Consider the following 12,927-nt stretch of genomic DNA (forward strand, 5'->3'; position numbering starts at 1 on the left):
CCGGATCGCACATCCCAATCGGATAGGGAATCCTCTGTCTCGGTCAGAACACTAGAGGATGGGTCATTGCAAGGCGAGGCCGGTCGCCGGCACGGCGCGGGCCGCGCGGAGGCGTTCGAGGCGGGCGTCCGTCGCAACCAGCTCCCGCTCCACGGCCGCATGGAAGCGCCGGCCGAACTCGGCCATCTCCGGCGGCAGGGGGCGGCGCTCCTCCCGCAGGCGGTCGAGGCGGGCGGCGTACCAGTGGAGGTTCGGCTCCAGCGCATGGTCGCGCGGGCGGCGGAGGATGTCGGCGAGCCAGAAGCGGTAGGGGCCGATATTCGGCTCGTCGTAGAAGATGAGGCCGAGCTCGGTCTCGTAGACCTCGTTCGCCGGCCAGGCGGGGGCGGAGAGGGCGATGGCCCCCGGGCGCACGGGCAGCGTGCCGAACTCGAGGACGGAGCGGCGGGCGGCCGGGTCGGCGAAGGCGGCTTCCGGGTCGAGCAGGGCCTCGTCGTTGCCGCGGCGCATGAGGTTGACGAACTCGTTCTTCGGCACGGGAAAGTCGAGGATGGCCAGCGGCAGGGGCATGTTGGTCGGCCAGGGCTGCCAGAAGCCGGCGGCGGCGAGGGCGTTGTGCGCCAGGTGGATGCAGTTGTCGCGGAAGAGCGACCAGCGGAACTCGCGGGCGCCGCTGCGGTAGGGGGCGTTCTCGGCGTTGAGGAAGGCGATCATCGCCAGCAGTTGCGGGCGCGTGACAGGGACGCGGGCGCAGTAGCGGCCGCGGCCGAGACCGACCGCGTAGTCGGTGGCGATGGAGATCTCGTACTTGGCGTTTTCGCGGTGGAGGCCGGCGGGGGCCTCGGCGAAGGCCTCCTCGTGGAAGGCGATGCCGTCAAAGAGGCCGAGGCGGCGGGCCTCGGCCTGGACCTCGGCATAGCGGGCGCGGGTCAGCGCCTCGCCGGGGCGGAGGTTGCCCTCGAAGAAGAAGTCGCGGCCGGGGATCGCCACCCATTTGGCATTGCGGAAATGGGCGTTCATCGAGAGGCCGACCCCCTCCTCCGGTCCGGCGCCGGGCGCGTCGCAGGGGATCAGCGTGCCGTCCGGGCCGCGGCAGGCGCCGTTCAGGTAGAGTACGGCATGGCCGCCGATCTCGCCCCGGATCTCGGCGCCGAAGCCGGGGCGCTTCTTGATCTGGGAGAGGGCGCAGAACTCGGCATAGCGGGGGAAGGCGCTGGCGTAGCCGGCCTCTGGGTCGGCGATGCCGGGGCGGGTGAAGTCGACGGCGCCGCAGGCGGCGAGGCTGAGGGCGGAGCAGAGGGCGAGCAGGCAGCGCAGGAATCGGGGCATCGACTCTTCGACTATGGGTTGAGCGGGGGCTGAACGCCAGTCGGTCGTTGGGGTTCCGGGCCGGCCCGTTGCGGGCACGGGACTTCGCGCCGCTGTCGGGGCGGCTAGAGTGGCGGGCAAACAAGGAGAGGACGCGGATGATGCGCCTGGATAGCACGGCCCTGCCGCAGGACTGGCCGGACGGGGCCTTTGCGGCACGGATCATGACGCCGGACGGGCCGAGCGCGATCGGCCTGCTGAACGGCGCGGCCTTCGACATGACGCCGGCCTTCGGCACGGTCAGCGCCTGGCTGAACGAGGCGGATCCCGTGGCGGCGATCCGCCACCGCGGGGTGCCGGTGCCGCTCGACCTGACGGCGGTGCTCGGCAACAGCCACCATGCGGTGCGCGATGCGGGCAAGCCCTGGCTGCTGGCGCCGGTCGACCTGCAGGCGGTGAAGGCCTGCGGCGTCACCTATGTGCGGTCCATGCTGGAGCGGGTGATCGAGGAGCGCTGCCGCGGCGATGCGAGCCAGGCGGAGGCGGTGCGCGCCGAGGTGCGTCAGATCATCGGCGACGACCTCGCCGCGCTGCGGCCGGGCAGCGCGGAGGCGCGCGCGGTGAAGGCGGCGCTGATGGAGAAGGGCTGGTGGAGCCAGTATCTCGAGGTCGGGATCGGGCCGGATGCGGAGATCTTCACCAAGTGCCAGCCCATGGCCTCGGTCGGGGTCGGGGCGAAGATTGGGGTGCATCCCACGAGCGAGTGGAGCAATCCGGAGCCGGAGGCGGTGCTGGCGGTGAATGCGCGCGGGGCGATCCTCGGCGCGATGCTCGGCAACGACGTCAACTTGCGCGACGTCGAGGGGCGGTCGGCGCTGCTGCTGGGCCGCGCCAAGGACAACAATGCCGCCTGCGCGCTCGGGCCGGTGCTGCGGCTTTTCGATGGCGGGTTCACGCTCGAGGATGTGCGGCGGGCGGAGATCGCGCTGACCATCGAGGGCCGGGACGGGTTCCGGCTGGAGGAGACCGGCAAGGTCGGGGCCATCAGCCGCGATCCGACGGAGGTGGTCGATCAGCTCATCGGGCCGCATCACCAGTACCCGGATGGGGCGGTGCTGTTCCTCGGCACCCCCTTCTCGCCGAGCAAGGACCGCGGCGCGGCGGGGATGGGCTTCACCCATCACCCAGGGGATGTGGTGCGGATCGCCTCGGCGCGGCTCGGGGCGCTGGTGAACGAGGTGGACCGGACGGATGCCTGCCCGCCCTGGGTCTTCGGCGCCGGGGCGCTGATGGCCAATCTCGCCCGGCGCGGGCTGCCGCGGGCATGAGCGAGGAGTGCGGGCGGCTCGACCGCGGGGACGGCGCCGCGCTGGCCTGGCGGCGGATCGCCGGGCGCGGGCCGGGGATCGTCTTCCTCGGCGGGTTCCGCAGCGACATGACGGGGACGAAGGCCGAGGCGCTGTCCGCCTTCTGCGCCGGGACGGGGCGCGCCTTCCTCCGCTTCGACTATTCCGGACATGGGGCGAGCGGGGGCGATTTCGAGGCGGGGAGCATCGGGCGCTGGGCGGCCGATGCGGAGGCCGCGGTCGAGGCGCTGACCGAGGGGCCGCAGGTGCTGGTCGGCTCCTCGATGGGCGGGTGGATCGCGCTGCTGCTGGCGCGGCAGCGGCCGGAGCGGGTGGCGGCCTTCGTCGGGGTGGCGGCGGCGCCGGACTTCACCCCGAGGATCGAGGCGGCGCTGCCGCCGGCGGCGCGGGCGGCGCTGGAGCGCGAGGGGGTCTGGCACCGGACGAGCGCCTATGGCGAGCCCTATCCGATCACCCGGGGGCTGCTGGAGGACGGGCGGCGACAACTGGTGCTCGATGCGCCCTTCCCGCTCGCTGTCCCGGTGCGGCTGCTGCAGGGGCAGCGGGACCCGGACGTGCCCTGGGAGACGGCGCTCCGCATCGCCGGGACGGTGACCGGCGACGACGTGCAGGTGCTGCTGGTGAAGGACGGCGACCACCGCCTGTCGCGGCCGCAGGACCTGGCGCTGCTGCGGCGCGTGGTCGAGGAGGTGGCCGGGATGTAGGGGACGGCGCGGCGGCCATGGGCCAGGTGGCCGCGCGCCTCTCTGATCCTCCCGTTTGGCCAGGCCCGTGGCGCTGCCGCCGAGGACCCTTCTGGTCAGTCGAAGACGCCGTCCGCGAAGGCCAGCCTGCCCTCCGCAGCGCCCCAGTACAGGTAGTGCTCCAGCGGGTTCACCCCGGTCAGGGCCACGTCCCGGTAGGCCGTGAGATAGGCATCCGTGTCGAAGTCGCCGGACGGGTCGCGCCCCTCGCGCCAGCCCAGCCTGGCATAGTCGATCAGCGGGTCGACCCCTGCGGCAGCCACGTCGGGATAGGCCGTCAGGTAGCCGACCGTGTCGAAATAGGCGTTCGGGTCGCGTCCCTCCCGCCATCCATCCGTCGCGTAATGGCCGAGCGGGTCGAGCCCGGCCGCTGCCACATCGGGATTGGTGGCGAGGTAGAAATAGTCGTCGAACAGCACGGCGGCCTCGCCCGGATAGACGCCGTAGGGCTCGGCGACGGGGATCGGCTGGACGAAGACGGGAACGGGCTCGACGAAGACGGGGGCGGGCTCGATGAAGACGACGGCAGGCTCGGCGTAGACGGGAACGGCCCCGTCATAATAGGCGAGGTCGTACCCTTCATAATAGGCGACGTTGGTCCCGTCGTAATAGGCGGGGTCGGCCTCGTAGAGGATGGGATCGGTTTCGGCGTAGAAGGCGTCGTTATGCATGGTGCGGCCTCCGGCGGGGTGCGGCTTCGCTATCGCGTCCTGCCATAACGCGCCGGACGGCCGGACGGCGCAGGCAGGCCGCCTGGCATCCTCCCTGCCCGGCCGCGAGCTGCGCGCTCAGTCCGGCGTCCCGAGGATCGCCGCCAGCCCCTCGCGATAGCTCGGGTAGCGCCAGGCGATGCCGAGCGCGGCCTTAGTCGCGGCATTGGCGACGCGGCGGTTCTCCGCCCAGAAGCTGCGGCCCATGGGGGACATGGCGCGGGCGGCCTCCTCATAGGGCACGGCCAGCGGCGGGGGCAGGCCGAGGAGGCGGGCGGCCTCCTCCACGACCAGGGCGCTCTCGGCGGGCTCGTCATCGACCAGGTGGAGGATGCGCAGGCCGGGCAGCGGCGTCTGGCGGAGCGCGGCGGCGACGGCCTGGGCGATGTCGTCGCGGTGGATGCGGCTGAAGGCGTGGCCGGGCTTCACCGTGCGGCGGGCGGTGCCGGAGCGCAGCTCCTCGATGGCGCTGCGCCCGGGGCCATAGATGCCGCCCACGCGGAAGATGTCGAGGGCGCGGCCGGAGGTGGACAGGGCGGCGGCGCGCCAGGCCTCCTCCGCCTCGAGGCGGCGGCGGCTGCGGTCCTGGCCGGGGGCGGGGGGCGTCGCCTCGTCGACCCAGGCGCCGCCGCGGTCGCCATAGACGCCGGTGGTGGAGAGGTAGCCGATCCAGCGGAGGGCGGGGGCGGCCGCCAGGGCCTCGGCATGGGCGGCGAGCACGGGGTCGCCCCCCTCCCCCGGCGCGGCGGTGACGAGGAGGTGGGTGGCGCTCGCCAGGGCCTCGCCCGCCGCGGCGAAGGGGATGAGGCGGGTGCCGGGGGGCAGTGCCGCGGCCTCCGGGTTGCGGCTGGTGCCGGTGACGCGGAAGCCGAGCCGGGCCGCCTCCCGTGCCACGGCCTCCCCGCTGTAGCCGAGGCCGGCGATCAGGAGATGGGAGGGCACGGGGTCGCTCATGCGGCTTATCTGGCGCGGCCGGGGGCAGGTGGCTAGACTGCGCGGCGTGAAGCCTGCCTCCCCCGTTCTCGTGGCGCTGCTGACGGCCGGCCTGGCGACCAGCGCGGGCATCGGCTGGCTGGCGCTGTGGGCGCCGGCGGAGGCGGCGAGCGACTCCCTTCCCCTGCCGCCGGACGTGCCGCGGCTGGCCGAGGGGCCGGACTATGCCCGCTGTCTCGCGCTGGTGCGCACCGATCCCGACGAGGCGCGGAGCTTCGCCGAGGGCTGGGAGAGCGACGGCGGCGGCGAGGGCGCGCGGCATTGCGGCGCGCTGGCGCTGATGGCCGCGGGCGAGCCGGAGCGGGCGGCGGAGCGGCTGGAGGGCCTCGGCCGGGCCAGCCAGGCCGGCGCCGCGACGCGGGCCTCGCTCTTCGCCCAGGCGGGGCAGGCCTGGATGATGGCGGGCGAGGCCGGACGGGCCTATGGCGCCGCCACCATGGGGCTGGCGCTCGCGCCCGACGATGCCGACCTGATGCTCGACCGGGCGGTGGCGCTCGGGACGCTCGGGCGCTACGCGGATTCGATGGACGACCTGAACCGGGTGGTGGCGCTCGACCCGCAGCGAGCGGAGGCCTGGGTGTTCCGCGCGGCGGCGAACCGGCATCTCGACCGGGCCGACCAGGCGGCCGAGGATGTCGGGCAGGCGCTGGCCCTTGCCCCCGACAATGCGGAGGCCCTGCTGGAGCGGGGCATCATCCGCCAGCTCAAGGGCGACACGGCCGGGGCGAAGGCGGATTGGCAGCGGGCGGTCGCCCTCGCCCCGGACAGCGCGACGGCCGACCTGGCGCAGCAGAACTTGGCGTTGAACGAGGCCGGGCCGCAGCGGCGATAGACCTCATCACAGGGATTGGAGGTATCGCGGCCCTGGCCTTGAGGTCGGTTTCAATCCTTCCGATCCGTGCCAGAAGGTCCCGGCCGGCCACGGGCCAGAATTCAGGCCCTGCGCCGCGGCGCGATTGAACGGGGCCATGAATGCTCGACTCAGCGGTGATTTCGGCCCGTCTGCGGCAAACCGACCTGTTCTTGTTGGTTATCGTTCTGGCTGGTATTTTACTACGGATTGTTGCCTACGCCCAGGCGCGGCCGCTTTGGCATGACGAAGCGATGATCGCGCTCAACCTGTTCGACCGCTCCTATGCGGGGTTGCTGGCGCCGCTGAAATACGACCAGTCGGCGCCCATCCTCTGGCTGCTCGGCACCAAGCTCGTCATTCAGCTCCTGGGACAGGGCGAGCTGGCGCTGCGGCTCATCCCGCTGCTGGCCGGGCTTGGCTCCGTGCTGCTCTTCGCCGCGACGGCGCGGCGGCTGCTGGACGGGCCGGGGGCGGCGCTGGCCACGGGCCTGTTCTGCCTGGCCGGGCCGCTGATCTACTACGCCGCCGAGGCGAAGCAGTATTCGACCGACATCCTGGTCAGCACCTTCTTCCTCTGGGTCGTCGCCACGCGGGCGCAGCGCCTCCTCGCCAGCTGGGGCGGAATCGCGTTCCTAGCGGCGGCGGGGGCGGTGGCGCTGCTGCTGAGCCATACCGCGGTCTTCGTGCTGTTCGGCGCCGGCCTCAGCCTCTTCGTCCATGAGGCGCTGGCGCGGCGCTACCGCACGCTGGTGGCGCTGGGCCTTGCCGGCCTGCTCTGGCTCGCCTGCTTCGCTGGGGTGACGCTGCTGGCCACCAGCGATTCCGGCACGCTGGTGGATGCCATGCGGAAATACTGGGCCGAGTGGTTCATCCCGCCCCGGATCTTCGTGCCCTCGCGCTTCATCATGGCGGTGAAGATCATGCTGCAGGGGCCGGAGGGCATGGGCTTCCCCCCAGCCGCCAGCCTGGCGCTGCTGTTCTTCGCGCTGGCCGGCCTCGGGGAGATCCTCCGCCTGTCGCAGCGCACGGCCGTGTTCCTCATCCTTGCCGTGCTGGCGACGGTCGCCGCCTCGATGGCGCGGTACTACCCGATGACCGGGCGGTTCCTGCTGTTCCTGGCGCCGGGGCTGATCCTGGCGGTCGCGGCGGGCGTCGCGCTGGCCATCCGGTCGGCGCGGGAGCTGCGCCTGCCGGCGGTGGCGGCGGTCGGGCTGGTGCTGGCGCTGATGGGCTTCTCGACCGCCCTCGACTTTCGCATCCCGCCTGCCTTCGCCCGGGAGGAGCTCGACCGCAGCATCGCCGCGGTGGAGCGCGCGAAGCGGCCGGGGGACCTCGTCTATGTCTATTACGGAGCCGTCCCCGCCTTCCAGATCTACGGGAAGGCGCTGATCGCCTCGCCCGAGGGCGTCGTCTGGGGCCGGGATTCGCGGACGGACTGGAACTACATGATGGCCGACATCCAGAAGCTCTGCGGCCGGCGGGCGTGGTTCGTCTGGTCGCACCCGATCGTCCGCAACGGCATCGAGGACATTCGCTTCGTGAATTTCCTCGCAGGGAAGCTCGGCCGCGTCACCGAGCAGCAGACCTTCCGCGATGCGGGGGTGAGCCTGCTGGACCTGTCCGGCGCGGAGCGGTGCGACGCGATCGCCATCGAGGAGCCCGCACGCCCCTGGGTGCCGTCCCATCCCGGCTTCCGGCCGGGATAGGCGCGGACCGCCTCGCCTCAGCCGAAGGCGATGAGCTGGCGCACCGCCTCGCCCGACTTGAGGCGGGCGAAGCCGGCGTTGATCTCGTCGAGCTTCAGCGTGCCGCTGATCAGGTGGTCGAGATGCAGGCGGCCCTGCTGCCAGAGCTTCAGCAGCCGCGGCATGTCGACGCGGAAGTGGTTGGAGCCCATCGAAGAGCCCTGGATCTTCCGCTCGCGCAGGAAGTCGAAGCCGTGCAGCTCGATCTTCACGCCGAAGGGCACCATGCCGATGATGGTCGCCGTGCCGCCCGGGCGAAGCATGCTGAAGCTCTGCTCGGCGGTCGCCTTCAGGCCCAGCGCCTCGAAGCTGTAGTGGACGCCGCCGCCGGTCAGCTCCCTCACCTGCTGCACCGGGTCGTCGTTGCCGACCAGGATGGTGTCGGTCGCGCCCATGATGCGGGCGAGGTCGAGCTTCGACTGCAGCCGGTCGATGGCGATGATGCGCGATGCGCCGGCCAGCGCCGCGCCGTTCACCGCCGAGAGGCCGACGCCGCCGCAGCCGATGACGGCGACCGTCGAGCCCGCCTCGATCCGCGCGGTGTTGAAGACGGCGCCGACGCCGGTGATGACGCCGCAGCCGACCAGCGTCGCGCGGTCGAGCGGGATGTCCGGGTCGATCTTCACCAAGGCGTTCTCGTGGACGAGCAGCTGCTCTGCGAAGGCGCTGAGGTTGAGGAACTGGTTCATCAGCTCCCCGCCCTTCCAGGACAGGCGGCGGGACTGGCCGGGCATCATCTTCACCTCGGTGTTCTCGCAGAGCACCGTATGGCCCGTGGTGCATTGCGAGCAGGCGCCGCAGAAGACCGAGAGGCAGCCGATTACGTGGTCGCCGGGCTTGAGGTAGGTGACGTCGGAGCCGACGGCCTCGACCACGCCCGCGACCTCATGGCCGGGGACGGTCGGCAGCGGGTGGGGGTAGAGGCCCTCGATGAAATGCAGGTCGGAGTGGCAGAGGCCGGCATAGGCGGTGCGCACCAGCACTTCGCGCGCTTTCGGCTTCTGCAGCGTGACCTCCTCGACGGTCAGCGGCTGGTTCACTTCATGCAGGACGGCGGCTTTCATGGCGGCGCTCTCCCCTCTTGGACCCCTCGACGATAGCACCTAGGCTCCGCGGCACCAGAGCGGGAGGAGCCCATCATGGAGCTGTTGCAGGAGCGCGCGGAGGGCGTGCTGTGGCTTACCATGAACCGGCCGGAGGTGCTGAACGCCCTCGGCGGCGCCATGATGTGGGACCTGCTGGGGGCGCTGGGCGAGGCGGCGACGGACCCGGAGATCGGCTGCGTGGTGCTGACCGGGGCGGGGCGCGGCTTCTCCGCGGGCGGCGACATGAAGGCGCGGGCGACGGGCGCCAAGCCGCCGCCGGCGACGCCGGAGGCGGGCGCCGACGAGCTGCGCAGCCGGATGGAATGCTCCCGCCTGCTGCACGAGATGCCGAAGCCCACCATCGCCATGGTGAACGGCGTCGCCGCCGGGGCGGGCATGTCCCTCGCACTCGCCTGCGACATGCGCATCGCCGGCAGCAGCGCGCGGATGACGACCGCCTTCGCCAATATGGGTTTCTCGGGGGATTTCGGTGGGCACTACTTCCTGGCGAGGCTCGTAGGGCCGGGCAAGGCGCGGGAGCTCTACTTCACCAGCGTCAAGCTCGATGCCGGCGAGATGGAGCGGCTCGGCCTGGTCAACCGGCTGGTGCCGGACGAGCAGCTGCGGGCAGAGACGGAGCGGCTGGCCCGGCAGCTCGGCGGGGGGCCGCGCGTCGCCTGGCGCTACATGAAGCGCAACATGCGGATCGCCGAGGAGGGCACGCTGGCCGAGGCGCTGGATGCCGAGGCCTTCGGCATGATGCGAACGCGGGAGACGGAGGACCACCAGGAGGCGCTGCGGGCCTTCATCGAGAAGCGCCCGCCGCGGTTCCAGGGAAAGTAGCGTCGGGCCAGCCGGTCAGGCGTCCATGTTCCAGCAGTCGACATCCCATTTCCAGGTGCCGCCCTCCTGCTTCCAGAGGACGACATATTTCAGCGCCACCGGCGGTGTGTCCGGATTGGTGAAGATCTCGGCGCGACCGACTTCCGCGGCGCGATCGCCGGTGACGGTGAGCTCGAGCGAGTGGAGCTTCGCGCGGATCACGCCGAGCCCGCTGACGGCAGAACTCCAGTAGTCCTGGATGCCGCTGAGGCCGGTGATCGCCGGCACGCCGGGCGAGAACAGCCGCGCCTCCGCGGTGTATACATGCGCCAGCGCGGCGAAGTCGCGGCGAGCGATGGCCTCCTCGAACTTGCGGTTGGTTTCGCCGAATGCCTCGTTGGACATGGTTCCTGCCTCCCCTCTGCCGGTGCAGATTGCACCGGCAGAGGGGTAACATTCATCACGCCTGCTTCATGATCCTCAGAAGCGCAATGCGGTCGCCTGCATCACAAGCGGCAGGGACCGCACCTCGGCCAGCACCGGCTCGGGCAGCGGGCCGTCCAGCGAGACGAGGCAGATGGCATCGCCGCCCTGGGATGCGCGCCCCAGATGGAAGGTGGCGATGTTGATCCCGGCATTGGCGAGCGTCATGCCGAAGCGGCCGATGAAGCCGGGCCGGTCCTGGTTGGTGACGTAGAGCATGTGCGGGGCGAAATCCGCCTCCACCGCGATGCCCTTGATCTCCACCAGGCGGGGCTTCGCCTCGCCCACCAGAGTGCCGGCGACGCTGCGGGTGCGGCCCTCCGTCACCACGGTGACGCGCAGCAGGGTCGCGTAGTCGCCGCGGCGCTCATGGACGGTCTCGGCGACCTCGATGCCGCGCTCCTTCGCCACCACCGGCGCGTTCACCATGTTGACCGCGCCCATCAACGGGGTCAGCACGCCGGCGAGCGCGGCCGCCGTCAGGGGTCGGCGGTTGAGCTCCGCCACATGGCCCTCGTATTCGACGCGGATGGAGCGGATGGCGTCGTCCTGCGCCGCCGTCAGCTGCCCGGCCATGCCGCCGAGCAGGCGGGCGAGCTCCATATAGGGCTTGAGGCGCGGCGCCTCCTCAGCCGTCACGCTCGGCATGTTGATGGCGTTGGAGACGGCGCCGGTCAGCAGGTAGTCGGCCATCTGGTCGGCGACCTGCAGGGCGACGTTCTCCTGCGCCTCGGCGGTGGCGGCGCCGAGATGTGGGGTGCAAACGACGTTCTCGAGGGCGAAGAGCAGGCTCTCCATCGCCGGCTCCGCCTCGAAGACGTCGAGCGCGGCGCCGGCGACATGGCCGGATTGCAGCGCCTCGGCCAGCGCCTGCTCGTCGACGAGGCCGCCGCGGGCGCAGTTGACGATGCGGACGCCCTTTTTCAGCTTCGCGATGTTCTGGCGGCTGAGGATGTTGCGCGTCTGCTCCGTCAGCGGCGTGTGCAGCGTGACGATGTCGGCGCGTTCCAGCAGCTCGTTCAGCTCGACCTTCTCGACGCCGAGCTCGACGGCGCGCTTCTCGGAGAGGAAGGGATCGAAGGCGACGACCTTCATCTTCAGCCCGACGGCGCGATCGGCGACGATGGAGCCGATATTGCCGCAGCCGATCAGGCCGAGCGTCTTGCCGAAGAGCTCGACGCCCATGAAGCGGTTCTTCTCCCAGCGGCCCGCCTTGGTGGAGGCCGAGGCCTCCGGGATCTGGCGCGCGAGGGCAAAGATCATGGCGATCGCATGCTCGGCGGTGGTGATGGCATTGCCATAGGGCGTGTTCATCACCACGACGCCGCGCGCGGTCGCGCTCGTCACGTCGACATTGTCGACGCCGATGCCGGCGCGGCCGACGACCTTGAGGTTGGGCGCGGCGTCGAGCAGCTCCCGCGTCACTTTGGTGGCGCTGCGGACGGCGAGGCCGTCATAGGGCGCGATGACGGCGCGGAGTTCGGCGGGCGAGAGGCCGGGGCGGAACTCGACCTCGATCCCGCGCCGCCTGAAGATCTCGATCGCGGCGGGGGAGAGCTTGTCGGAGATGAGGACGCGCGGCATCAGGCGGCCGCCTTCTGCTGCTCGGCCTCGACACTGGCGAAGGCCCAGTCAAGCCAGGGGAGCAGGACCTCGATATCCGAGGTCTCGACGGTCGCGCCGCCCCAGATGCGAAGGCCCGGGGGCGCGTCGCGATAGGCGCCGGCATCGAGGGCGACGCCCTCCTTCTCCAGCAGCGAGGCGAGGGCCTTGGCCGCCTTGGCCTGGGCCTCGGCATCGAGCGCGGTGAACCAGGGCGCCACGACCTTCAGGCAGATGGAGGTGCAGGAGCGCGTCGCCGGGACCTCGGCGAGGAAGTCGACCCAGGGTGTGCGCCCGACCCAGGCGGCGATAGCGGCGAGGTTGGCCTCGGAGCGGGCGATCAGGGCGGGCAGGCCGCCGATCCCCTCGGCCCAGCGCAACCCGTCCAGCGCGTCCTCGACGGCCAGCATGGAGGGCGTGTTGATGGTTTCGCCCTTGAAGATGCCCTCGTTCAGCTTGCCGTCCTTGGTCATGCGGAAGATCTTCGGGAGCGGCCAGGCAGGCTTGTGCGATTCCAGCCGCTCGACCGCCCGCGGGCTGAGCGCCAGCATGCCGTGCGCCGCCTCGCCGCCGAGGACCTTCTGCCAGGACCAGGTGACGACATCGAGCTTGTCCCAGGGCAGGTCCATGGCGAAGGCGGCGCTGGTCGCGTCGCAGATGGCGAGGCCCTGGCGGTCGGGGGCAATCCAGTCGGCATCGGCGAGGCGGACGCCGCTGGTCGTGCCGTTCCAGACGAAGACGAGGTCGCGCGCCGCATCCACCGCGGCGAGGTCGGGGAGCCGGCCATAGGGCGCGGTAATGACGCGGGCATCCGGCAGCTTCAGCTGCTTGACGACATCCGTGCCCCAGTCCTTGGAGAAGCTCTCCCAGGCCAGCACATCGACCCCGCGGGGGCCGAGCAGGGACCAGAGCGCCATCTCGACCGCGCCCGTATCGGAGGCGGGGACGATGCCGAGGCGCCAATCGGCCGGCATGCCGAGGATCGCCTTGCTGCGGGTGATGACCTCGGCGAGGCGGGCCTTCGGGCCGGCCGCGCGATGGCTGCGGCCGAGGAAGGCGCCGGAGAGCGCGTCCAGCGACCAGCCGGGGCGCTTGGCGCAGGGGCCTGAGGAAAATTGCGGGTTAGCCGGACGGAGTCCGGGCTTGGTGGCGCTTGCCATGATGCAGCTCCCTTCCAGAAGCGGATGCGCCCCGGTGGGGGGGCGTGGCCCGCCGC

The 12,927-nt window shown here is 71.6% G+C and carries 12 protein-coding genes; 5 read left to right on the forward strand and 7 right to left on the reverse strand.

The features are described 5' to 3' along the window. Window positions 1-63 precede the first annotated feature (63 nt). On the reverse strand, window positions 64-1,329 hold the full coding sequence (locus AC5JJ1_RS12040) for a hypothetical protein (protein WP_495785366.1): 1,266 nt from the start codon (window positions 1,327-1,329) through the stop codon (window positions 64-66). Between the two features lie 137 nt (window positions 1,330-1,466). On the opposite strand from AC5JJ1_RS12040, the gene AC5JJ1_RS12045 reads away from it, so the two are divergent. Both AC5JJ1_RS12045 and AC5JJ1_RS12050 read left to right on the forward strand, forming a co-directional pair. Then, window positions 1,467-2,636, forward strand: coding sequence for a fumarylacetoacetate hydrolase family protein (locus AC5JJ1_RS12045; protein WP_495785367.1), 1,170 nt, complete (start codon window positions 1,467-1,469; stop codon window positions 2,634-2,636). After that, window positions 2,633-3,379 (forward strand): alpha/beta hydrolase, encoded by a 747-nt coding sequence (locus AC5JJ1_RS12050; protein WP_495785368.1) that lies wholly within the window; start codon window positions 2,633-2,635, stop codon window positions 3,377-3,379. Before AC5JJ1_RS12045 ends, AC5JJ1_RS12050 begins: the two co-directional genes overlap by 4 nt. A gap of 95 nt (window positions 3,380-3,474) precedes the next feature. Here AC5JJ1_RS12050 and AC5JJ1_RS12055 read toward each other — a convergent pair whose 3' ends face one another. Continuing rightward, the gene (locus AC5JJ1_RS12055; RefSeq protein WP_495785369.1) at window positions 3,475-4,089 is read right to left on the reverse strand and encodes a hypothetical protein; all 615 of its coding nucleotides are present in this window, start codon (window positions 4,087-4,089) and stop codon (window positions 3,475-3,477) included. 117 nt (window positions 4,090-4,206) lie between these two features. Continuing rightward, window positions 4,207-5,082, reverse strand: a complete 876-nt coding sequence (locus tag AC5JJ1_RS12060; RefSeq protein WP_495785370.1) for a Rossmann-fold NAD(P)-binding domain-containing protein — start codon at window positions 5,080-5,082, stop codon at window positions 4,207-4,209. Between AC5JJ1_RS12060 and AC5JJ1_RS12065 the strand changes: the two genes are divergently transcribed. Further along, window positions 5,081-5,953, forward strand: a complete 873-nt coding sequence (locus AC5JJ1_RS12065) for a tetratricopeptide repeat protein (protein WP_495785371.1) — start codon at window positions 5,081-5,083, stop codon at window positions 5,951-5,953. The two genes, AC5JJ1_RS12060 and AC5JJ1_RS12065, sit on opposite strands and share 2 nt — an antisense overlap. A gap of 272 nt (window positions 5,954-6,225) precedes the next feature. Continuing rightward, entirely contained in the window at window positions 6,226-7,680 is a 1,455-nt protein-coding gene (locus tag AC5JJ1_RS12070) for a glycosyltransferase family 39 protein (protein WP_495785372.1), read from the forward strand. Between the two features lie 17 nt (window positions 7,681-7,697). Here AC5JJ1_RS12070 and AC5JJ1_RS12075 read toward each other — a convergent pair whose 3' ends face one another. Next, window positions 7,698-8,783, reverse strand: a complete 1,086-nt coding sequence (locus AC5JJ1_RS12075; RefSeq protein ID WP_495785373.1) for a Zn-dependent alcohol dehydrogenase — start codon at window positions 8,781-8,783, stop codon at window positions 7,698-7,700. Window positions 8,784-8,858: 75 nt separating this feature from the next. Between AC5JJ1_RS12075 and AC5JJ1_RS12080 the strand changes: the two genes are divergently transcribed. Then, window positions 8,859-9,647 carry an enoyl-CoA hydratase gene (locus AC5JJ1_RS12080; protein WP_495785374.1) on the forward strand — a complete coding sequence of 263 codons (789 nt, stop codon included), beginning with the start codon at window positions 8,859-8,861 and terminating at the stop codon, window positions 9,645-9,647. A gap of 15 nt (window positions 9,648-9,662) precedes the next feature. Here the strand turns inward: AC5JJ1_RS12080 and AC5JJ1_RS12085 are convergent, their stop codons facing one another. The 3 genes from AC5JJ1_RS12085 to AC5JJ1_RS12095 all read right to left on the reverse strand — a co-directional run bounded on the left by AC5JJ1_RS12085 (window position 9,663) and on the right by AC5JJ1_RS12095 (window position 12,871). Next, window positions 9,663-10,031: a YybH family protein gene (locus AC5JJ1_RS12085; RefSeq protein ID WP_495785375.1), complete on the reverse strand. Its 369-nt coding sequence runs from the start codon at window positions 10,029-10,031 to the stop codon at window positions 9,663-9,665. A gap of 75 nt (window positions 10,032-10,106) precedes the next feature. After that, window positions 10,107-11,693: a phosphoglycerate dehydrogenase gene (gene serA / locus AC5JJ1_RS12090; RefSeq protein ID WP_495785376.1), complete on the reverse strand. Its 1,587-nt coding sequence runs from the start codon at window positions 11,691-11,693 to the stop codon at window positions 10,107-10,109. Continuing rightward, a complete protein-coding gene (locus AC5JJ1_RS12095; RefSeq protein WP_495785377.1) occupies window positions 11,693-12,871 on the reverse strand; it encodes a phosphoserine transaminase in 1,179 nt (392 codons plus the stop codon). The genes serA and AC5JJ1_RS12095 overlap by 1 nt, the downstream gene beginning before the upstream one ends. Between the last annotated feature and the right edge of the window lie 56 nt (window positions 12,872-12,927).

This window comes from Belnapia sp. (genome assembly GCF_059504005.1).

Coding starts and splice junctions, on each gene's coding strand:
- AC5JJ1_RS12040 (WP_495785366.1), bottom strand. CDS start 1,329: ATGCCCCGATTCCTGCGCTGCCTGCTCGCCCTCTGCTCCGCCCTCAGC.
- AC5JJ1_RS12045 (WP_495785367.1), top strand. CDS start 1,467: ATGATGCGCCTGGATAGCACGGCCCTGCCGCAGGACTGGCCGGACGGG.
- AC5JJ1_RS12050 (WP_495785368.1), top strand. CDS start 2,633: ATGAGCGAGGAGTGCGGGCGGCTCGACCGCGGGGACGGCGCCGCGCTG.
- AC5JJ1_RS12055 (WP_495785369.1), bottom strand. CDS start 4,089: ATGCATAACGACGCCTTCTACGCCGAAACCGATCCCATCCTCTACGAG.
- AC5JJ1_RS12065 (WP_495785371.1), top strand. CDS start 5,081: ATGCGGCTTATCTGGCGCGGCCGGGGGCAGGTGGCTAGACTGCGCGGC.
- AC5JJ1_RS12060 (WP_495785370.1), bottom strand. CDS start 5,082: ATGAGCGACCCCGTGCCCTCCCATCTCCTGATCGCCGGCCTCGGCTAC.
- AC5JJ1_RS12070 (WP_495785372.1), top strand. CDS start 6,226: ATGATCGCGCTCAACCTGTTCGACCGCTCCTATGCGGGGTTGCTGGCG.
- AC5JJ1_RS12075 (WP_495785373.1), bottom strand. CDS start 8,783: ATGAAAGCCGCCGTCCTGCATGAAGTGAACCAGCCGCTGACCGTCGAG.
- AC5JJ1_RS12080 (WP_495785374.1), top strand. CDS start 8,859: ATGGAGCTGTTGCAGGAGCGCGCGGAGGGCGTGCTGTGGCTTACCATG.
- AC5JJ1_RS12085 (WP_495785375.1), bottom strand. CDS start 10,031: ATGTCCAACGAGGCATTCGGCGAAACCAACCGCAAGTTCGAGGAGGCC.
- serA (WP_495785376.1), bottom strand. CDS start 11,693: ATGCCGCGCGTCCTCATCTCCGACAAGCTCTCCCCCGCCGCGATCGAG.
- AC5JJ1_RS12095 (WP_495785377.1), bottom strand. CDS start 12,871: ATGGCAAGCGCCACCAAGCCCGGACTCCGTCCGGCTAACCCGCAATTT.